Source organism: Nocardia sp. NPDC005745, assembly GCF_040630775.1.
Classification (GTDB): Bacteria; Actinomycetota; Actinomycetes; order Mycobacteriales; family Mycobacteriaceae; genus Nocardia.
The window spans coordinates 51,606-74,997 of sequence record NZ_JBEXYF010000012.1; the positions used below are offsets into that span (position 1 = coordinate 51,606).

The following is a 23,392-nucleotide window of genomic DNA, read 5'->3' on the forward strand; positions in this document are numbered from 1 at the left end:
GCGCGAGCTGCACACCCGCGAGATACAACTCACCCGCCACACCCACCGGCACCGGACGCAGGCGCGCATCCAACACGAACACCTGCGTGTTGAACACCGGAGCACCGATCGGCACCGACTCGGTATCAGCATCCACGACCTCGTGGAAAGTGACGTCGACCGCCGCCTCGGTCGGACCGTAGAGGTTGTGCAACGCCGCACCGGTCAACTCACGCAAACGATGCGCAGGCTTGGGCGGCAACGCCTCACCCGAAGCGAACACCAACCGCAACGAATCACACCGTGCGGCAGCAGCATCCGCCACGAACACCGCCAACATCGACGGCACGAAGTGGGTGACGGTCACCTTCTCGGCGCTGATGACCTCGGCCAGGTAGGCCGGATCGCGGTGGCCGTCTGGCTTCGCCACGACCAAACGCGCACCGATCTGCAACGGCCAGAAGAACTCCCACACCGACACATCGAACGTCGCAGGCGTCTTCTGCAACACCACATCAGCGCCGGTCAACTGGTAGGCGGTCTGCATCCACACCAGGCGGTTGACGATCGCGGCGTGTGAGACGGCGACGCCCTTCGGACGACCCGTCGAACCCGACGTGAAGATGACATACGCGGTGTTCGAAGGACGCAGCGGCGCACGACGATCCGCGTCGGTGACCGGAGCCTCCGACAGCCCCTTCAGGTCGAGCAGATCGATGCGCACCTGCGCGGTGTCGATGTCCAGATCGCTGCCGGAGGTCAGCACGCACACCGGATCGGCCGTGCCGAGGATGTATTCGGTGCGCTCGGCCGGGTGATCCGGGTCCAGCGGCACGTACGAGCCACCGGCCACGGCGACGGCGTACATGCCGACCACCAGATCGATCGAGCGCCGCATACCAAGCGCCACATACGATTCCGCGCCGACACCGCGAGCGATCAGCCAGCGCGCCAGCTGATTCACCCGCCAGGAGAACTCGGCGTAGGACAGACTTGTCCCCTCGAACGTGATCGCGGTCGCGTCGGGGGTGCGTTCGACCTGGTCGTAGAACATCGAGACCAGGGTCGCGTCGACGGTGGAGCTCGCGGAGCGACCCGACAACGCCGCGGCCACATCGAATTCGGTGTCGTTCCAGCCGCGCAGCACGAGTTCGCGCTCGGCGGTGTCGAGCAGCTCGATGTCGCCGACCACCGCGTCGGGCGCGGCGGTGATCGCGGTGAGCACCCGGATCAGGCGGTCGGCGATGCGGCGCACCGTCTGCTCGTCGAACAGGTCGCGCAGGTAGCCCGCGCGCACCCGCAGCCGCGAATCCAGCTGCGCGATCAGGGTCAGCGGGTAGTGCGTGGCGTCGGCCGCGTCCAGGCCGACCACGGCCATGCCGTCGATGTCCGCGGCCTGCGCCTGTAGGCCCGCGGCGTCCACCGGGTAGGACTCGAACACCACGAGCGTGTCGAACAGTCCGCCGATGCCCGCGACCGCCTGGATGTCGGCCAGGCCCACATAGTGGTGGTCGAGCAGGTCGGCCTGCTCGCCCTGGGTGCGGACCAGCAGATCGCGCACGGACTCCGACGAATCGAAGCGCACCCGCACCGGCACGGTGTTGATGAACAGACCGACCATCGCCTCCACGCCGGACAGCTGGGCGGGACGCCCGGAGACGGTGGTGCCGAACAGCACGTCGTCGCGGCTGGTCATCCGGCCGACGAGCATGCCCCACGCCGTCTGCAGCACGGTGTTCGGGGTGACGCCGAGCGAGCCGGCCAGCGCGGTCAGCCGCGCGGTGGTCGCCTCGTCCAGCTCGAAGAAGTACTCGCCGGACAGCGAGGTGATCTCGCGACCGGCGTCCGGCCGCGCCAGCAGGGTCGGCTCGCCGACACCGCGCAGCGCGTGCGCCCACGCGGCCAGCGACGCCGCGTGGTCCTGCTGCCGGGTCCAGTCCAGGAAGTGGCGGTAGGAGCGCACGGCGGGCAGCGCGGCGGTATCCGCGTGCACGGCGTAGAGCATCAGCAGATCCCGCATGAGCAGCGGCATCGACCAGCCGTCGAGCAGGATGTGGTGGTTGGACACCACGAACTGCCAGCGGTCGGGCGCGACCTGGATCAGCGTGAAGCGGATCAGCGGCGGTGCGGCCAGGTCGAACCGCCGCATGCGGTCGGCCTCGATCAGGTCGTCGGCCGAACCCGATTCGATCCGGTCGTGCTCGGCCCACGCCACCCGGACGCTGTCCAGCACGATCTGCACCGGGTTGCCGTCGTGGTCGCTGACGAACGCGGTGCGCAGGTTCTCGTAGCGGTCCACCAAAGCCTGTGCGGCCGCGCGCAACCGGGCGGCGTCCACCCGGCCGGTGAGCGTCAGCACCGCCTGGGCGGTGTACACGTCCACCGAGCTCGCCGCGAGGCGGGCGTGGAACAGCAGACCGGCCTGCAGCGCCGACAGCGGCCAGACGTCGGCCAGCGCCGGGAAGCGCCGCTCCCAGCTGTCGATGTCGCGCTGTGTGCTTCGTACCAGCGCGAAGTCCGACGGAGTGTGCCCGCCCGCGCCCGCCGAATTGGCATGGCGCGCCACCGCTTCCAGCGCGGCGGTCCACAGCTCGCCGAACTCGCGCACGTCGGCGGCCGACAGCAGGGTCGCCGGGTAGCCGATGTTGGCGGTCAGCTTGTCGCCGACCACGATCGCGTTGACGTCCAGCGGCGCCATCGCGGGCATGTCCGCGTCGTAGGCTCCGCCCAGCGCGCCGAGTTCCGGCGCGGGGATCCAGCCGAAGCCGCGCAGCGACTCCGGCACGTCACCCTCGGAGATCCGGCCGAGGTAGTTGAAGCTCACCTGGCCGGGCAGTTCGCGCGGCAACTCGGCGGCGGTCTCGGCGTTCAGGTAGCGCAGCAAGCCATAGCCGATGCCCTTGTCCGGCACCGAGAGCAACTGCTCCTTGACCGCCTTGACGGCCGCGCCCAGCGCGGGTCCGCCGGTGAACGCGGCGTCGACGTCGATGCCGGCCAGGTCGAACCGGACGGGGTAGATCGCGGTGAACCAGCCGACGGTGCGCGACAGATCGGCGCCCGCCACCACGTCTTCCTCGCGGCCGTGGCCCTCCAGGCGGATCAGCAGCGAGTCCTCGCCCCTGGCAGCCACCCGCCGCGCCCGCCACTTCGCGGTGGCCAGCGCCAGCGCGGTGAGCAGACCGTCGTTCACGCTGCCGTGGAACAGCGCCGGAACCGTGGTGAGCAGGGCCTTGGTGACCTCGGCGGACACCTCGACCGGCAGTTTCTCGATGACGCCGGAAGTGTCGATGGCCGGGTCCATCGGACGTTCGGTCAGCAGCGGATCGGCCGCGGCGACCACCGAACGCCAGTAGTCCAGCTCGGCCACTCGCTCGGGGCCGGCGGCCTCGCGTTCCAGCGCATGCGCCCATGCGCGCATCGAGGTGGCCGGAGCGACCAGCTCGGGCGTCTGCCCCGCGGTGCGCTGACCCCATGCCGTCACGAAGTCCGGCACCAGGATGCGCCAGGAGACACCGTCCACCACCAAGTGGTGCGCGACGACGATCAGGCGTCCGGCGCGTTCGGCGGAATCGGGTTCCAGCCACACGAACCGGATGACCACGCCCGCGGCGGGATCGAGGCGATCCAGCGACTCGTCCAGCGCGGCCGAGGCGATCGCGAACAACTCGGCATCGGTGGCGTTCGCGGCGAACTCGGTGCGGTCGATCAGCGCGTCCACCTCGACGGTGCCGGGCGCGGCGGTCTCGACGACCCAGTCGTCGCCGTCGCGGCGCAGGCTCGCGCGCAGCATGTCGTGCCGATCGATGACCGCGCCGACGGTCGCGGCGATGCCCGCCCGGTCGATGCCGACCGGCAGTTCCAGCGCCAGCGTCTGATTGAACCGCCCGAACGAGCCGCGCCGCTCCGCCATGAACCGCACCACCGGCGTCAACGGCATGGCGCCGATGCCGCCGCCGGGCGGCTCGGCCAGGGTGGTGGCCGACGCCTCGGCCGCCTCGGTGGTCTCGGCGACGGACGCCAGCCCGGCCACGGTGCGCTGCTCGAAGACGTGCCGCGGGGTGAACACCACGCCGCGCGCCTTGGCCCGCGAGACCAGCTGGATGGAGACGATGCTGTCGCCGCCGAGCGCGAAGAACGAGTCGTCCACGCCGACCCGCTCCACGCCGAGCACCTCGGCGAACACCTCGGCGATGGTCTGCTCGACCGGGGTGCGGGCCGCGCGGAACACGACCTCGGTGGCGAACACCGGTTCCGGCAGCGCCTTGCGGTCCAGTTTGCCCACCGGGGTGAGCGGCACGTGGTCGATCACCATGATCGACGAGGGCACCATGTAGGCGGGCAGGCGATCCTCGACGTGCGCGGTCAGCGCCGCCACGTCGATCGAGTGTCCCTGCGCGGCGACGACGTACGACACCAGCGACACCGCGCCCGCGGCGCTCCTGTGGCCGACGGTGACCGCGAAGTCGACGGTCTGGTGCGAGGCCAGCGCGGCGTCGATCTCGCCGAGCTCGATGCGGAAACCGCGCACCTTCACCTGGAAGTCGGAGCGCCCGACATATTCCACCTCGCCGGTGCGGGTCCAGCGGACCACGTCACCGGTGCGGTACATCCGTGCGCCGGGCACCGACGGGTTGGCGACGAACCGCTCCGCCGACAGGCCCGGCCGCGCGTGGTAGCCACGCGCCAGCTGGACGCCCGACAGATACAGCTCACCCGCGACACCCACCGGAACGGGCCGCAACTGGGCGTCCAGGATCAGCGACTGCATGCCGCGGGTCGGGCCACCGATGGTGACCCGGTCGCCCGGCGCGAGCGCGTCGCTGATGTTGGTCATGATCGTGGTCTCGGTCGGGCCGTAGCCGTTGTGGAAGCGGCGGCCCGAACCGTCGGGCGCGCCACCCCATTTGGCGACCAGATCGGCGGGCACGGCTTCACCACCGGCCACGATCACCCGCATGCCGGCCAGCGCGGCCGAATCCAGCGAGGCGAGCACCGACGGGGTGATGAACGCGTGGGTGACCCGCTCGGCGCGGATCAGCTCGGACAGCTCCTCGCCGCCGTAGACGCCGGGCGGGCAGACCACCAGGGCGCCGCCGCGGCCGATCGCGAGCAGGAATTCCAGGATCGAGGCGTCGAAGCTGGGCGAGGCGAAATGCAGTGCGCGCGTGTCGGAATCGACGTCGTAGCGGGCGTTCTGCTCGTCGCGGAAGTTGGCGAGACCGGCGTGGGTGACCACGACGCCCTTGGGCACACCGGTGGAGCCGGAGGTGTAGATGACGTACGCGGGGTGCTCCGGCCGCACCGGGCGCGCCCGGTCGGCGTCGGTGACCGCGGCGTCGTCGAATCCGTCGAGATCCAGTTCGTCGAGCACCAGCCATTCGACCGACTCGGGCAGCTCGGCGCGTACCGACGCCACGGTGAGACCGATCGGGGAGCCCGAATCGGTGACCATGTGCGCGATGCGGTCGGCCGGGTAGGTGGGGTCGATCGGCACGAACGCGCCGCCGGACTTGGACACCGCCCATTCGGCGAAGTACGACTCGTCCGAGCGCGGCACGGCGACCGCCACCAGGTCCTCGGTGCCGATGCCACGTTCGATCAGCAAGCGGGCCAGGCGGTTGGACCGCGCGTCCAGCTCGCCGTAGGACACACTTCTCCCCTGGAACACCACGGCGGGCGCCTCGGGATCGATGGCGGCGGCCTCGGCGATCAGGTCCGGCAGCGTCCGCGCGGGCGTGGCGGGCGCGCCGGTGCGCGCGACCAGGTCGGCCCGCTCGGCGGCGTCGAGCACGTCGATCGCGCCGACGGGGACCGACGCGTCGGCCGCCACCGCCGCGAGCACGCGTTCCCAGCGGTCCACGATGGCCGCCGCGGTCGCCTCGTCGAACAGCTCGGTGGCGTAGGTCAGCGCCAACGCCATGGCGCCGGAACCGGTGTCACCGCGCTCGGCGAGGGTGAATTGCAGGTCGAAGCGCGCGACGTTCTCTTCCAGGTCCAGCGCGGACACCGAGAGACCGGGCAGCTCCAGGGTGGTGCGCTCCAGGTTCTGGAACGCCAGCATCACCTGGAACAGCGGGTTGCGGGCCTGTGAGCGCTCCGGCGCGAGCAGTTCCACCAGCCGCTCGAACGGCACGTCGGCGTTGCCGTAGGCGTCCAGGTCGGTGCGGCGCACGCGGCCGAGCAGGTCGGCGAACGACTCGCCGGGCTCGATGCCGGTCCGCAGCACCAGGGTGTTGACGAACATGCCGACCAGGTCGTCGAGCGCGGCCTCGCCGCGGCCCGCGATCGGGGTGCCGACGGCGACGTCGTCGCTGCCGGACAGGCGCGACAGCAGCACCGCCAGCGCACCGTGCATCACCATGAACAGCGACGCGCCGCGCTGCCGCGCGACCTCCTCCAGCGCGGCGACCAGGTCGCCGGACAACTCGCGGTGCAGCGTCGCGCCGCGGTGCGAGGCGACGGCCGGACGCGGGCGGTCGGTCGGCAGGGCCAGCTCGTCGGGGACGTCGTCGAGCGCGCGCCGCCAGTACGCGACCTGCTTCGCCAGCAGCGAGTCCGGATCCTCCTCGGAACCGAGGATCTCGCGCTGCCACACCGCGAAGTCGGCGTACTGCACCGCCAGCGGAGCCCAGCCGGGTGCGCTGCCGGTGCTGCGCGCGGTGTAGGCGGCCATCACATCGCGGGTCAGCGGGCCCATCGAGAAGCCGTCGGCGGCGATGTGGTGCACCACCACGACGAGCACGTGCTCATCCGGCCCGGCCGCGTACAGCCGGGTGCGCAGCGGAACCTCTTCGGCCACGTCGAATCCGGTGGTGACGAACTCGGTCACCGTCTCGATCAGCCGCTCCTGCCGCACCGGCACGGGGTGCAGATCCAGGACGATGTCCTCGGCGGGCACGATCACCTGGACCGGGGTGCCGCCGTGCTCGGGGTAGCGGGTCCGCAGCGATTCGTGCCTGCGCACCACGTCGGCGACCGCCAGGTGCAGTGCGTCGACGTCCAGCGCGCCGGTGAGCCGGATGGCGATCGGCAAGTTGTAGGCCGCCGAGGCGGTGTCGTACTTGTTCAGGAACCACATGCGCTGCTGCGCGAACGACAGCGGCACCAGTTCGCCTGCCGCGCGCTCGCGCGCGACCAGCCGCTTCCTGGCGGCGCCGTCGGCGTGCGATTCCACCCGCGCGGCAAGCGCTTCCACGGTGGAGGCCTCGAACAGCGTGCGCACGGCGACGGTCGCGCCGAGCGCGGCGCCGATGCGCGCGACCACCCTGGTCGCGATCAGCGAGTTGCCGCCCAGATCGAAGAAGTCGTCGTCCACGCCGACCCGCTCCAAGCCGAGCACGTCGGCGAACACCGCGGCCACGGTTTCCTGCACCGGGGTGACCGGCGCGCGGAAGGCGCGCGAGGTCGCCGTCGGGGCGGGCAGCGCACGGCGGTCCAGCTTGCCGTTGACGGTCAGCGGGATCCACTCCAGCCGCACCACGGCCGAGGGCACCATGTAGGCGGGCAGCTGCTCGGCCGCGCCGTCGCGCACCGCGTCGAGCACGGGCTCGGCGCCGGGCTCGGACACCACGTACGCGACGATCCGCTGATCGCCGGGCTGGTCCTCGCGCACGATGACCGCGGCCTGCGCGATACCGGGCTGGGCCAGGATCGCCGATTCGATCTCGCCGAGCTCGATGCGGAAGCCGCGCACCTTCACCTGGTCGTCGGCGCGGCCCAGGTACTCCAGCTCACCGAACCGGTTCCAGCGCGCCAGGTCGCCGGAGCGGTACAGTCGCCCGCCCGGCGTGTCGCCCATCGGGTCGGCGACGAAGCGGGTGGCCGACAGGTCGGGACGGCCGAGGTAGCCGCGAGCCAGCTGCGGGCCCGCCACGTACATCTCGCCCGCGACGCCGACCGGCACCGGACGCAGCCGGTTGTCGAGCACGTACACCCGCAGGCCTGCGATCGCGCGGCCGACCACGCTGCCGGAGGCGGCGGCGATGGTCGCGGCGTCCAGCGCGCGGTAGGACACGTGCACCGTGGTCTCGGTGATGCCGTACATGTTGACCAGCAGCGGCCCGGCAACGGACGCACCGGTGCCGTCGCCGTGGCGCGCCACCCAGTCCGACAGCCTGCGCAGTTCCAGCGCCTCGCCGCCGAACACCACATACCGCAGCGCCAGCGGCGCGGCGTCGGGCGCGGCGTTCCGGTCGGCCTCGGCCAGCTGGTAGAACGCGGACGGGGTCTGGTTGAGCACCGTGACGCGTTCGGCGCGCAGCAGTTCCAGGAACTGCTCCGGCGAGCGCGAGGTGTAGTAGTCGACCACCACGAGGGTGCCGCCGAACAGCAGCGGACCCCACAGCTCCCACACCGAGAAGTCGAACGCGTAGCTGTGGAACAGCGTCCAGGTGTCCTCGGGCCCGAAACCGAAGTCGCGGTCGGTGTTCGCGAACAAACGCACCACATTGCGGTGCGCCACCGCGACGCCCTTCGGGCGGCCGGTCGAGCCGGAGGTGTAGATCACGTACGCGACGTTGTCCGGGGTGAGCGCCGCGTTGCGGTCGGCGTCGGTGATCGGCGCGTCGTCGGCGTCCTCGATGTTGCCGGTCTCCACCGCGAACCCGTCCAGTACGACGGCGGGCAGCCCGGCGGGCACCTCGACCTGCACCGTGGAGTCGAGCACCACGCTGGTGGGCCGGGAATCGGCGAGCACGTAGGCGATGCGCTCGGCCGGGTAGGTCGGGTCGACCGGCACGTAACCCGCGCCGGTCTTCACCACGGCCAGCAGCGCGACCACGAGGTCCAGCGACCGCGGCAGGATCACCGCGACCAGGGTCTCCGGTCCCGCGCCGTCGCTGATCAGCCTGCGCGCCAGCACATTCGCGCGCCGGTCCAGCTCGGCGTAGGTCAGCGTCTCCACGCCGAAGCGGGCCGCGATCCGGTTCGGATGCGCGGCGACGGCCGCGTCGAACAAACCGACCAGCGTGATGTGCGGATCGGCGAACGCGCCCGCGACGCTCTGGGCGCCGGAGGACACCCAGCGCTGCGACACGTCCAGCCGCTCGCCCTCGCCGAGCAGATCGATATCGCCGATGGCGACCCGCGGATCCTCGGCGACACCACGCAGGATGCGCACGAAGCGGTCGGCGAACGCGGCCACCGTCTCCGGGTCGAACAGTTCGGTGGCGTAGTTCCACGACAGCGTCAGCCCGCCATCGACGGACTCGCCCACGGTGAGCTGCACGTCGAATTTCGCTGTGCCCGGGTCGAACTCGACGGCGGCGACGTCGAGGCCGCCGGGCAGCGCGACGGTGCCGAGATCGGCCGCCGAGGCGGCCTCGAAGGTCAGCGCGACCTGGAACAGCGGGTGGTGCGCCTGCGAGCGCACCGGGCTGAGCACATCGACCAGCCGCTCGAACGGCACATCGGCGTTGGCGAAGGCGGCCAGATCGGTGCGGCGCACCTGGTCGAGCAGTTCGTCGAAGCGAGCGCCCGGATCGACTTCGCTGCGCAGCACGAGCGTGTTGACGAACATGCCGACGACGTCGTCGAGCGCGCGTTCGCCGCGGCCCGCGATCGGGGTGCCGATCGCGACATCGGTGCCGCCCGACAACCGGCCCGCCCACACCGCCAGCGCCGCGTGCACCACCATGAACAGCGTCACGCCACGGGCGCGCGCCAGCTCCGACAGCGCTTCGTGCACCTGCGCGTCGACCGAGAAATCGTGCGTGCCACCGGCATTGGAGGCGCTCTCCGGCCTCGGCCGGTCGGCGGGCAGTTCGATCTGGTCGGGCAGGTCACGCAGCTGTTCGGTCCAGTAGGCGATCTGCCGGGCCGCGACGGAATCCGCGTCGTCCTCGGCGCCGAGCACCTCACGCTGCCACAGCGCGTAGTCGGCGTACTGCACCTCGAGCGGGGCCCAGGACGGCACCTCGCCGCGGGCGCGCTCGGTGTAGGCCAGCACGACATCGCGCAGCAGCGGCCGCAGCGAGAAGCCGTCCGCGCTGATGTGGTGCATGACCAGCACCGCCACGTGGTCGGTCGCCGACAGCGCGAGCAGGCTCGCGCGGAACCCGATCTCGGCGGTCACGTCGAAACCGGCGCTCGCCAGCTCGACGATCCGCGCGGGCAGCTCGTCCGCCCCGACGGGTTCGGCGACCAGGTCGAAGGCGACCTCGCTCACCGGCAGGACCCGCTGGTAGCCGGTGCCCTCCACCTCGGGGTAGATCGTCCGCAGCGCCTCGTGCCGCGCGAGCACGTCGCCGATGGCCGCGCCGAGCGCGGCGATGTCCAGCTCACCGGTCAGCCGCAGCGTGACCGGGATGTTGTTCACCGCGGTGCGGTTGTCGAACCGGTTGAGGAACCACATCCGCTGCTGGGCGAGCGAGAGCGGCACCAGCTCGGGGCGCTCCCGCGCGGCCAGCGGCGTCCGGCCGCCCTCTCCGGCGGCCGATTCCACCTTCGCCGCCAGCGCGACCACGGTCGACACCTCGAACAGCGCGCGCACCGGAACCCGGGTGTTCAGCGCCTCGCCGAGCCGCGCCGCCACCTGCGTGGCGACCAGCGAGTTGCCGCCAAGCTCGAAGAAGTCGTCGTCCAGGCCGACCCGCTCCACGCCGAGTACCTCGGCGAAGGTCTCGGCCACGATCTCCTGCACCGGCGTGGCGGGCGCGCGGAACACCTTGGCCTCGAAGACCGGATCCGGCAGCGCCTTGCGGTCCAGCTTGCCGGAGGCGTTCAGCGGGAACTCGTCGAGCACCACGTAGGCCGCGGGCACCATGTACCCGGGCAGCCGCGTGCCGAGTTCGGCCTTGACCGACTCGACGTCAACCACCCGGTCCGGGTCGGTCACCAGGTACGCGACCAGCTGGTCACCGGTCCGCTCATCGGTGCGCACCACGACCACCGCCTGCGCCACCGACTCCAGCGCCGTGAGCGCCGACTCGATCTCGCCCAGCTCGATGCGCAGACCGCGCACCTTCACCTGGAAGTCGGTGCGGCCCAAGTACTCCAGCTCACCGTCTTCGGTCCAGGCCACCAGGTCGCCGGTGCGGTACATCCGCTCGGCGTAGCCGAACGGGTTGGCCACGAAACGCTCGGTGGTCAGGTCGGGACGGCCGACATAGCCGTGCGCCAGCTGCGCGCCCGCGAGGTACAGCTCACCGGGGACACCGACCGGGACCGGACGCAGCCGCGAATCCAGCACGTACACCTGGGTGTTGAACACCGGGGCGCCGATCGGCACCGACACCGTGTCGTCCTCGGTCACCTCGTGGAAGGTGACATCGACCGCGGCCTCGGTCGGGCCGTACAGGTTGTGCAACCGCGCGCCGGTCAGCTCGCGCAACCTCTGCGCGGTCACCGCGGGCAGCGCCTCACCGGAGGCGAAGACGTTACGCAGGCTGACACATTCGGCCGCGCGTTCCTCGGCCACGAACACCGACAGCATCGACGGCACGAAGTGCACCGTGGTGACCTGCTCGTCGACGATCAGCCGCGCCAGGTACGCGGGATCGCGATGGCCGTCCGGCTTCGCCACCACCAACCGGGCGCCGACCTGCAACGGCCAGAAGAACTCCCACACCGACACGTCGAAGGTCGCGGGCGTCTTCTGTAACACCACGTCGTAGGCCGCCAACCCGTACTCGGCGTGCATCCACACCAGGCGGTTGACGATCGCGGCGTGCGAGACCGCCACACCCTTCGGGCGGCCGGTCGAGCCGGAGGTGAAGATCACGTACGCGGTGTTGGCCGGACGCAGCGGCTTGTGCCGGTCGGCGTCGGTCAGCGGGCCGTCGGCGAATTCCGACAGGTCGAGCTGATCGATGCGCACCTGCCTGGAGACGGTGGTCTCCAGGTCGGAGCCGGAGGTCAGCACGCACACCGGGCGCGCGGTCTCGAGGATGTAGTCGATGCGCTCGGCCGGATGGTCCGGATCCAGCGGCACGTACGCGCCGCCCGCGGCGTTCACCGCGTACATGCCGACCACCAGGTCGATCGAGCGGCGCATGCCGAGGGCCACATACGATTCCGGCCCGACGCCGTTGACCTTGAGCCAGCGCGCCAACCGGTGCACCCGGCGGGCGAACTCGGCGTAGGACAGACTCGTCCCCTCGAACGTGACCGCAGGACTGTCCGGGGTGCGCGCGACCTGCGCCTCGAACAGCGAGACCAGCGTCGCGGCGGCGTCGCCGACCGGCGAGGTGAGCGCGGCGTCGACCGGGAACTCGGTGGCGTTCCACCGCTCGATCACCAAGGACCGCTCGGCGTCGTCCAGCAGATCGATGTCGCCGACGGTGACCGACGGCTCGGCCGCGACCCCGCGCAGCACCCGCACGAAACGCTCGGCGAAGGCACCGGCGAACACGCCGTCGAACAGATCGGTGGCGTAGACGAGTTCGGCGTCCATCGCCGCCTCGCCGCCGGGGACCTCGCTCAGCGTGAGCTGGAGGTCGAACTTCGCCGTCGGCTGGTCGATGCCCAGCTCGGAGACGGTGAGCCCGGGCAGCTCCAGCGCGGTGCGGCCGAGGTTCTGGAACGACAGCATCACCTGGAACAGCGGGTGGCGCGCCTGCGAGCGGGCCGGGTTGAGCACCTCGACCAGCCGCTCGAACGGCACGTCGGCGTGCGCGAACGCCTGCAGGTCGCGCTCGCGGACGCGGGCGAGCAGGTCGGCGAACGACTCGGCGGTGTCCACCTGAGCGCGCAGCACGAGGGTGTTGACGAACATGCCGACCAGATCGTCGAGCGCCTGCTCACCGCGACCGGCGACCGGGATGCCGACGGCGATGTCGTCGGAGCCGCTCAACCGTGCGAGCAACGCTGCGAAGGCGCTGTGCACCACCATGAACAGCGTGCCGCCGTGCGTCTGCGCGACCCGGTTCAGGTCCTCGATGAGATCGCCCGGCACGCGGAACCGGTAGGTGCCCGCGCCGTAGGAGGCGACGGCGGGCCGCGGACGACCGGCCAGGCGCAGTTCGTCGGGCAGACCGGCCAGCGCATCGCGCCAGTAGTCGAGCTGCTCGGAGATCAGCGACGTCGGGTCGTCCTCGGAGCCCAGCGTGTCGCGCTGCCACAACGCGAAGTCCACGTACTGGACCGCCAGCGGCGGCCAGCCCGGCTGGGCCGCGGAGGTACGCGCCACGTAGGCGGTCATCAGGTCGCGCACCAGCGGCCGCATGGAGAAGCCGTCGGCCGCGATGTGGTGCACCACGACGACCAGGACGTAGTCGTCCGGACCGAGCCGGTAGGCGCGCAGGCGCACCGGCGCCTGGCTGGTCACGTCGAAGCCGCGCTCGACGAATTCGTAGAGCACGCCGAGCAACTGCCCCTCGGCCACCTCGACCACGTCCAGCTCGGGGATGGCCCTGGCGGCGTTCAGCACCCGCTGGTAGGCCACGCCGTCACGCGACGGATAGATCGTGCGCAGCGATTCGTGCCGCGCCACCACGTCGGCGATCGCGCCGCGCAGCGCGTCCAGATCCAGCGCGCCTTCCAGCCGCACCGCGGCCGGGATGTTGTTCGCGGCGGAGTCGGCGTCGAAGCGGTTGAGGAACCACATGCGCTGCTGCGCGAGCGACAGCGGCGGGTGCTCGGGACGCACCTGTGCCGTGAGCGCCTGGCGCGCACCGGTTCCGGCGTGCGACTCGACCCGGGCGGCCAGCGTGGCCACGGTCGGGGCCTCGAACAGCACGCGCACGCCGACCTCGGTGTTCAGCGCCGCGCTGAGGCGGGCGACCACCTGGGTGGCCACCAGCGAGTTGCCGCCGAGTTCGAAGAAGTCGTCGTCCACGCCGACGCGCGGCACGCCGAGCAGGTCGGCGAAGATCTCCGCGACGATCTCCTCGATCGGCGTCGACGGCGCGCGGAAGATCCTGGCCTCGAACACCGGGGCGGGCAGCGCCCTGCGATCCAGCTTGCCGGAGGCGTTGACCGGGAAGGCGTCCAGCACGACCAGCGCGGCCGGGATCATGTAGCCCGGCAGTGCCGTGGCGAGCGCGGCCTTCACCTCGTCGATGTCGACGGCCACATACGGTTCGCAAACCAGGTAGCCGACCAGCTGATCGCCGGCGTGCGCGTCGGAGCGCAGCACGACCACCGACTGCGCGATCCCGGGCTGCGCCAGCAGCGCGGCCTCGATCTCGCCCAGCTCGATGCGCAGGCCGCGCAGCTTCACCTGGAAGTCGGTGCGGCCCAGGTAATCCAGCTCACCCTTGTCCGTCCAGGCCACCAGGTCGCCGGTGCGGTACATCCGGTCGCCGGGGGCGCCGTAGGGGTTGGCCACGAACCGGTCGGCGGTCAGGTCGGAGCGACCCAGGTAGCCGAGCGCCAGCTGCTCACCCGCGAGATACAGCTCACCCGCGACACCCGGCGCGACCGGGTGCAGGCGGCTGTCGAGCACGAAGGCGCGGGTGTTCCACACCGGGCGTCCGATCGGCACCGACACCGTGTCGGCTTCGGTCGCCTCGTGGTACGTCACGTCGACGGCGGCCTCGGTCGGGCCGTACAGGTTGTGCAGCCGGGCGCCGGTGAGCTCGCGCAAACGCTGCGCGGTCTGCGCGGGCAGCGCCTCACCGGAGGCGAAGACCTGCCGCAGCCGCGGCACGGGCAGCCCGTCGCCGTTCTCGTTGCCCAGCGTGGAGACGAAGACCGAGAGCATCGACGGCACGAAATGCGCCGTGGTGATCTGCTCGTCGGCGATGATCCGGGACAGGTACACCGGGTCGCGATGCCCGTCCGGCTTCGCGACGACCAGCCTGGCCCCGGTCTGCAACGGCCAGAAGAACTCCCACACCGACACGTCGAAGGTGGCGGGCGTCTTCTGCAGCACCGCGTCCTCGCGGCCGATCGGGTACTCGTGCTGCATCCACAGCAGCCGGTTGACGATCGCGGCATGGCTGACCGCCACACCCTTCGGGCGACCGGTGGAACCGGAGGTGAAGATCACGTACGCGGTGTTCTCCGGCCGCAGCGGGCGGGTGCGTTCGGCGTCGGTGATCGGCGCGCCGCTGGTCGCGGCGAAACCGGGCACGCCCTCGATGCCCTCCACCGACAGCGCGGTGACCTCCGGCTGCGGGTCCAGGCCGAAGCCGTCCGCCGAGCGGTAGAGGATCATCCGCGGACGCGCGGTCTCGATGATGTAGTTGACCCGGTCGGCGGGCTGATCCGGGTCCAGCGGCAGGTAGGCCGCACCGGTCTGCACCACCGCGTACATCGCGACGACCAGTTCGGTGGAACGCCGCAGTGCCAGCGCCACCAGCGATTCCGGGCCGACGCCCGCGCCGATCAGCTGCCGGGCGATGCGGTTGGCCCGTTCCTGGAACTGGCGGTAGGTCAGCCGCTCGCCTTCGAAGTCCAGCGCGATCGCGTCGGGCGTTGCCGCCGCCTGCGCGTCGAACAGCGAGACCAGCGTCGCGTGCTGGTCCACCGGGTGCCCGGTGTCGTTCCAGTCGACCAGCACCCGCGCGCGTTCCTCGGACGCGAGCAGATCGATGTCGCCGATCGGCACGTCCGGGTCGGCGGTCACTGCCGCGAGGATGCGGTCCAGGCGGCGGGCGAACGCCGCGACAGTCGGCTCGTCGAAAAGGTCGAGCGCGTAGGAGAACTCGGCCGACATGCCTGCCGAGTCGCCCTGTTCGTCCTGGGTCTCCGAGAGGGTCAGCTGCAGGTCGAACTTGGCCAGCCGAGCGTCGTAGTCGATGCCGTTGACCGAGAGACCGGGCAGCTCCAGATTGGCCTGCCGGGTGTTCTGGAAGGTCAGCATCACCTGGAACAGCGGGTGACGCGCCTGCGAACGGGCCGGGTTGAGCACCTCGACCAGCCGCTCGAACGGCACGTCGGCGTGCGCGAACGCATGCAGGTCGGTCTCGCGGGCGTGGGCGAGCAGATCGGCGAAGCTCGTCGCGCCGTCCACCTCGGTGCGCAGCACGAGGGTGTTGACGAACATGCCGATCAGGTCGTCCAGCGCGGCCTCGCCGCGACCGGCGACCGGGGTGCCGATCGCGATGTCGCCGGTGCCGCTGGCCCGGGCCAGCAGCACCGCAAGCGCGCTGTGCAGCACCATGAACAACGACGCGTTGTGCCTGCGGCCCAGCTCGATCAGGGCGCGCTGGGTCTCGCCGGAGATCACGAACGGGTAGGTGCCGCCGCGGTAGGAGGCGACGGCCGGGCGCGGCCGGTCCGAAGGCAGCGTCAATTCGTCGGGCAAATCGGCCAGTTCACGCGTCCAGTAGCGGATCTGGTTGGAGATCAGCGAACTCGGGTCGTCCTCGGAACCGAGCACCTCGCGCTGCCACAGCGCGTAGTCGGCGTACTGCACCGGCAGCGCCGACCAAGCCGGCGCCTCCCACGACGTGCGGGCGGCGTAGGCCACCATGACGTCGCGGGCCAGCGGGCCCATCGACCAGCCGTCGGCCGAGATGTGGTGCACCACCATGCCGAGCACGTACTCGGTCTCGCTGATCTCGAACAGCCGGGCGTGCAACGGCACTTCGTTGGTCACGTCGAACGCCATCGAGGCCAGCTCGACCAGGTGATCGATCAGATTGTGCTCGGTCACCGGCACCGGGGTCAGGTCCGGCACGATCTGCGCGGCGTCCAGCACCACCTGCACCGGGCCGGACTTCGTCTCCGGGAACACCGTTCGCAGCGACTCGTGCCGGTCGATCACGTCGATGACCGCCACCTGCAACGCGGCGATGTCCAGATCACCGGACAGCCGGATTGCGACCGGGATGTTGTTGACCGCCGAGGAGGTGTCGAACCGGTTCAGGAACCACATGCGCTGCTGTGCCAGCGACAACGGCACCTGCTCCGGACGGTTCCTGGCGACCAGCGCCTTGCGCGCGCCGTCACCGGCGTGCGACTCCACCCGCGCGGCCAGCGCCGCGACGGTGGACGCCTCGAACAGCATGCGCACGGGCACCCTGGTGTCCAGCGCGATGCCGAGGCGGGAGGCGACCTGGGTGGCGATCAGCGAGTTGCCGCCGAGCTCGAAGAAGTCGTCGTCCACGCCGACGCGGGAGATGCCGAGCACCTCACCGAAGATCTGCGCGACGATCTCCTCGATCGGCGTGGTCGGAGCGCGGAATTCGCGCACCTCGAACACCGGGGCGGGCAGCGCCTTGCGGTCCAGCTTGCCGGAGGCGTTCAGCGGGAACGCCTCGAGCACCACGATCGCCGAGGGCACCATGTACGCGGGCAGCGTGCGGTGCAGGGCGTTCTTGATGTTGTCGATGTCGACCGGGCCACCGGTGCTGACCACATAGGCGACCAGCTGGTCGCCCGCGACGGTCTCCATCACCAGCACGACGGCCTGGTTGACGGCCGGATGGTCCAGCAGCGCTGTCTCGATCTCGCCGAGCTCGATGCGCTGGCCGCGGAATTTCACCTGGAAGTCGGTGCGGCCGATGTACTCCAGCACGCCCGCGCTGCCCACCTCGGGATCGCGCGGCTGCACCCAGCGCACCAGGTCGCCGGTGCGGTACAGGCGGGAGCCGGGCGCGCCGAACGGGTCGGCGACGAAGCGTTCGGCGGACAGGTCGGGGCGGCCGTGGTAGCCGCGGGCGGTCTGCACGCCGCCGAGATACAGCTCGCCGGGCACACCGACCGGAACGGGCGCGAGGCCCTCGTCCAGCACATAGGTCTGCGCGTTCCACACCGGGCGGCCGATCGGCACCGACGTGGGCGCGACCTCGTTGAGGTGCCAGGCGGTGGCGTGCACGGTGAACTCGGTGGGGCCGTACAGGTTGTGCACCGAGGCGGTGGAGAACTGCCGGAACGCGGTGACGGTCGCGGGCGGCAGCGCCTCACCGGCGACGAGAACCGCACGCAGCGAAGCGCATTCGGCCGTGGACGCGGCCCCGGCGAACACCGAGAGCATGGACGGCACGAACGAGGTCATGGTGACCCGGTGCCGTCCGATGATCTCCGAGAGGTAGATCGGGTCGCGGTGGCCATCGGGCGCGGCGATCAACATGCGGGCGCCGACGGCCAGCGTGCCGAACAGCTCCCACACCGACACGTCGAAGGTGACCGGCGTCTTCTGCAGGATCACGTCGGCGGGGCCGATCCGGTACTCGCCGGTGATCCAGGCGATCTGGTTGACCACCGACGCGTGACTGACCGCGACACCCTTGGGGCGTCCGGTGGAGCCGGAGGTGTACAGCACGTACGCGGTGTTGGTGGCCCGCAGCGGCGCGCGGCGCTCGGCGTCGGTGACAGGCCCGTCGCCGAATTCGCTCAGGTCCAGCGTGTCCAGCGTCAGCGCCGGGATGCCCGCGGCGCTGACGTTGTCGGCGGTGGTGGTGAGCACGCACACCGGCGAAGAGCTTTCGAGCACGTATTCGGTGCGCTCGGCCGGGTGATCGGGATCGATCGGCACGTAGCCGCCGCCCGCGGTCAGCGTGGCGTAGATCGCCACCAGCATGTCCACCGACCGGCGGATACCGACGGCGACCAGCGTTTCCGGGCCGACGCCCGCGTCGATCAGCTTGCGCGCCAAGCGGTTGACCCGCGTGGCGAACTCGGCGTAGGTCAGCTCGATCGGCAGGCCGAATTCGTCCGCGCCGCGCGAGCCGCCGTCGAACACGACGGCCGGGTCGTCGGGCCTGCCCCGCACCTGCTCCTCGAACAGCTCGAGCACGGTGGTGGCGGGCACGTCGTGACCGGTGTGGTTCCACTCGGTCAGCACCCGGGCGCGCTCGGCGTCGTCGAGGATCTGGATGTCGCGCACAGCGGTTCCCGGCGCGGCGACGGCCGCTTCCAGCACGCGCTGGTAGCGGCGGCCGAACTCGGCGACGGTCGGCGCGTCGAACAGGTCGGTGGCGAAGGAGATGACCGCGCCCATGCCCGCGGGCTCGCCGTCGGCGCCCCGCTCCTCGGTGACCGTCCACTGCAGGTCGAACTTGGCGATGTCGACCTCGAGCTCGTCGGCGGTGACCGAGAGGCCGGGCAGTTCCAGGGTCGCGTGCGACATCTCCTGGAACGACAGCATCACCTGGAACAGCGGGTGGCGCGCCTGCGAACGGGTCGGGTTGAGCACCTCGACCAGGCGCTCGAAGGGCACGTCCGCGAACGCGAACGCGGCGAGGTCGGTTTCCCTGGTGCGGCCGAGGAATTCGGCGAACGGCTCGCTGCCGTCGACTTCCGAACGCAGCACGAGGGTGTTGACGAACATGCCGATCAGGTCGTCGAGGGCCTGCTCGCCACGTCCGGCGACCGGGGTGCCGATCGCGATGTCGCTGGTGCCGGACAACCGGGCCAGCAGCACGGCCAGCGAGGCGTGCATGACCATGAACAGGCTGACGCCTTGGGCGCGGGCCAGCGCGACCAGACGCCGGTGCAGCTCGACGTCGATGTCGAAGCTCACCCGGCTGCCGTGGAAGCTCTGCACCGGCGGGCGCGGGCGGTCCGCGGGCAGGTCGAGCTGATCCGGCAGGCCCGCGAGAGCCCTGCGCCAGTAGGCGATCTCGCGCGCAGCCATGGACGCGGGGTCGGACTCCGCGCCGAGCAACTCGCGCTGCCACACGCTGAAGTCCTGGTACTGCACCGGCAGCGGCGCCCAGCTCGGCGCCTGTCCCGCGGTGCGGGACAGGTAGGCGGCGGCCACGTCGCGGGCCAGCGGGCCGAAGGAGAAGCCGTCGGCGGCGATGTGGTGCACGACGAACGCCACCGCGTAGTCGGCGACGCCGTTTCCGCGCCCGCCGGTGACCGCGAACACCCGCACCCGGATCGGCAGTTCCCGCGAGACGTCGAAGCCGCGCGCGGCGAATTCGGCCAGCGCGCCGTGCAATTCGGCCTCGTCGATCGGCTGCACCTCGATGCCGAGATCGACCTGGTCGACCGGAAGCACCTGCTGGTAGCCGCCGTCACCGGACTCGGGGAAGATCGTGCGCAGCGACTGCTGCCGCTCGACCACGTCCAGCAGCGCCGACTGCAACGCCGCCAGGTCCACCTGGCCGCGCAACCGCACCACGAACGGCAGGTTGTAGGTCGGCACGGTGGGGTCGAACTGGTTGATGAACCACATGCGCTGCTGCGCCAGCGACAGCGGCACCCGCTCGGGGAGCTGCTGGGCCACCAGCGGCGGACGCGATTCGCCTACGGGAGCGGCGTTCTCCGCACGCGCCGCGATACCGGCGACGGTCGGGCTCTCGAACAGCGCGCGCACCCCGATCTGGGCGCCGAACGCGGCGCCGATGCGCGCCACCACCTGGGTGGCGACCAGCGAGTTGCCGCCCAGCTCGAAGAAGTTGTCGTCGATGCCGACGCGCTCCTGGCTGAGCACGTCGGCGAAGATGCCCGCCACGATCTGCTCGGCCTGGGTGCGCGGGGCACGGAAATCACCGGCGTCGGCGCTGAACACCGGCTCCGGAAGGGCCTTGCGGTCCAGCTTGCCGCTGGTGTTGAGCGGGAAGGCGTCCAGCACCATGATCGACGCGGGCACCATGTAGCTGGGCAGCTTCTCGGCGGCGAACCTGGTCAGCTCCACCGGTTCCACGGTGTGGCCGGGCGCGGGAACGACGTAGGCCACCAGCTGCTGACCGGTGGCGGTGTCCACCACCAGCACCACAGCCTGGCTGACCGCGCGATGGGCGAGCAGATCGGTCTCGATCTCGCCCAGCTCGATGCGCTGGCCGCGGAACTTCACCTGGAAGTCGGTGCGGCCGATGTATTCCAGCGTGCCCGCGTCGTTCCAGCGCACCAGGTCGCCGGTGCGGTACATCCGCGCTCCGGCTTCGACCCCGGACCCGCCCCCCGCCAGCGGGTTGGCGACGAAGCGGTCCGACGTCAGGTCGGGACGGCCGCGGTAGCCGCGGGCGAGCTGGCGCCCGCCGAGGTACAGCTCACCCGGCGCGCCGATCGCCGCCGGGCGCAGCCGCGAATCCAGCACGTACACCTGGACGTTCCACTCCGGGATACCGATCGGCACGGTCACCGTGTCGGCGGCCGTCGCCTCCCAGTAGGTCACCGAGACCGCGGCCTCGGTGGGACCGTACAGGTTGTGCAGGCCCGCGTCGGTGATCGCGCGGAAGCCCGCGGCGGTCTCCGGCGGCAGCGCCTCGCCGATCACGAAAACCGCGCGCAGCGTGGCGCATTGGGCCGGGGTGGCGTGCGCGACGAACACGGTGAGCATGGACGGGACGAAGTCGGTCACGGTGACCCCGTGCCGGGAGATCATCTCCGCCACGTACAGCGGGTCGCGATGCCCGTCCGGCGACGCGATGACCAGCTTCGCGCCCACCAGCAGCGGCAGGAAGTAGCCCCACAGCGATACGTCGAACGTGGTAGCGGTCTTCTGCAGGTACACGTCCGCCGCGGTCAGCCGGTACTCGTCGAGCATCCACAGCTGCTGGTTGACGATCGCGTGGTGGGTGACCGCCACGCCCTTGGGGCGACCGGTCGAACCCGAGGTGTAGATGACGTAGGCGGTGTTGTCCGGCCGCAGCGGCGCGAGCCGGTCGGCGTCGGTGACCGGGTCCGGCGCGTACGCCGAGGTGTCCAGGGTGTCGATCTCCACCCGGCGCACCGACTCGGGCAGTTCCAGCTCGTCGGCCGAGTGCGTCAGCACGCACACCGGCGCGGCGCTGTCGAGGATGTAGGCGGTGCGCTCGGCCGGGTGATCCGGATCGATCGGCACGTACGCGCCACCGGCCTTCAGCACCGCGTGCATGCCGATCACCAGCTCCAGCGAGCGGCGCATGCCCAGCGCGACCAGCGACTCCGGGCCGACGCCGTCGGCGATCAGGAAGCGGGCCAGCCGGTTGACCCGGGCGTCGAACTCCGCGTAGGTGAGCGTCGCGCCCTCGAAGTCGAGCGCGATGTTGTCCGGGGTCAGCGGGATCTGCGCGTCCAGCAGCGCCGCGAGCGTGGTCTCCGGGACGTCCTGCTCGGAGTCGTTCCACTCCAGCAGCGTCCGCTCGCGTTCGCCCGCGGTGGCGACCGGCAGGCTCCACACCCGCTCGTCCACGCCCGCCGCGAGGAAGCGGTCGAAGAACTCGAGGAAGCGGCCGTGGTGACGGCACGCCTCGTCCTCGGTGTAGAGGTTGGGGTTGGTCTCGAAGTCGATGTGCGAGCGGGTGCCCGCGACCGACTGGTAGAAGTTGACGCCCAGATCCTCGATGCTGCCGGTGGACAGCACGTGCATCTGACCCACGACCGACCCGAGCGCGATCTCGTCGTGGAACAGCATGATGTTGACCCACGGCCCGAAGAACTCGGTGGTCACCACGCCGTCACCGGCCGCGTCGCGACGGATGTCCTCGTGCCGGTAGCGCTGGTGGCGCAGCGCGCCGGAGACCTCGACCTGGACCTGCTTGAGCAGCTCGGACACCGTGGTGCCGTGGCCGACGTGCAGCCGCAGCGGCACGATGTTCGACGACACACCGCCGGAGCGGCGCATCGCGGCGGTGGTGCGCGCGGTCACCGGCAGGCTGAGGATGACGTCCTCGACGCCGTTCCACTGCGCCAGGTACGCGGCGAAACCGGCCAGCAGCAGGCCGGCGGGCGACGAATCGTGCCGCGCGACCGCCGCTTCCAGCTGAACGTTCTGCTCGTCCGACAGCGCGGCGCTGGCGATCCCGTTGATCGCGGCCGGCGGCGCGGAACGGCCGGTCAGGCTGGTGCCTTCCTCCAGCCCGGCCACGCGCTGGGCCCAGTACTCCTTGTCGGAGGCGAAGCGGGTGCTGTCCCGGTAGGCGATCTCCTGCTCGTAGAGCGTGGGCAGATCGGTCGCCTTGGACGGCGCGGGTTCGGCGCCGGTGGCGTAGGCGGTGTACAGCTCGGCGATCCGGTTGACGTTCGTCATGGCGCCGAAGCCGTCTAGCGCGATGTGGTGCGAGCGGGAGTACCAGTACCAGTGATCGTCGGCCAGGCGCAGCGCGGCGGCCTTGATCAGACGGTCGGTGGTCAGGTCCAGCGGGCGGCTGTACTCGGCGCGCATCCAGGCCAGCGCGGCGGCTTCCGGGTCGTCCTCGTCGCGCAGGTCGACGTACTCGACCCGGTCGTAATCGGCGATCGAGTGGTCGACGAACTGCAACGGCTCGCCGTCGCGCTCGACGATGCGCAGGAAGCCGGAGCCGAGCTCATGCGAGGCATTGATGCTGGCCCGGTTGAGCAGCTCGACATCCAGCTCGCCGCGCAGGTCGACGTACTGCGCGATGTTGACCGGCACCTGCGGGTCCACGTGCTGCGCGTACCAGATGCCCAGCTGAGCAGGTGACAACGGGAAGGCGCCGGACAGGCCGGGTTCTACCCCGGAACCAGCGTGTGCCCGTTCGCCACCAGTTTCGCCGTTTCCGCCGAAATCCAGCCGGTCCAACCGTAACCTCGCTTCCGGAACACCACGCAAGCGCTCCCCGACCACACCCGGAGGGGACGCGCACCTATCCGAGCGTGGCGCCTGCGTCTCCAGGTTGAGTTCTCACATCAA

At 71.0% G+C, this 23,392-nt stretch carries 1 protein-coding gene (running past one end of the window); it reads right to left on the reverse strand.

The features are described 5' to 3' along the window. Nucleotides 1-23,281 carry the 5' portion of a non-ribosomal peptide synthase/polyketide synthase gene (locus ABZ420_RS15070; protein WP_357122222.1) on the reverse strand. 20,483 nt of this gene lie to the left of the window's left edge, so only the first 23,281 of its 43,764 coding nucleotides appear in the window; it begins with the start codon at nt 23,279-23,281; its stop codon lies beyond the left edge, outside the window. Nucleotides 23,282-23,392: the final 111 nt, after the last annotated feature.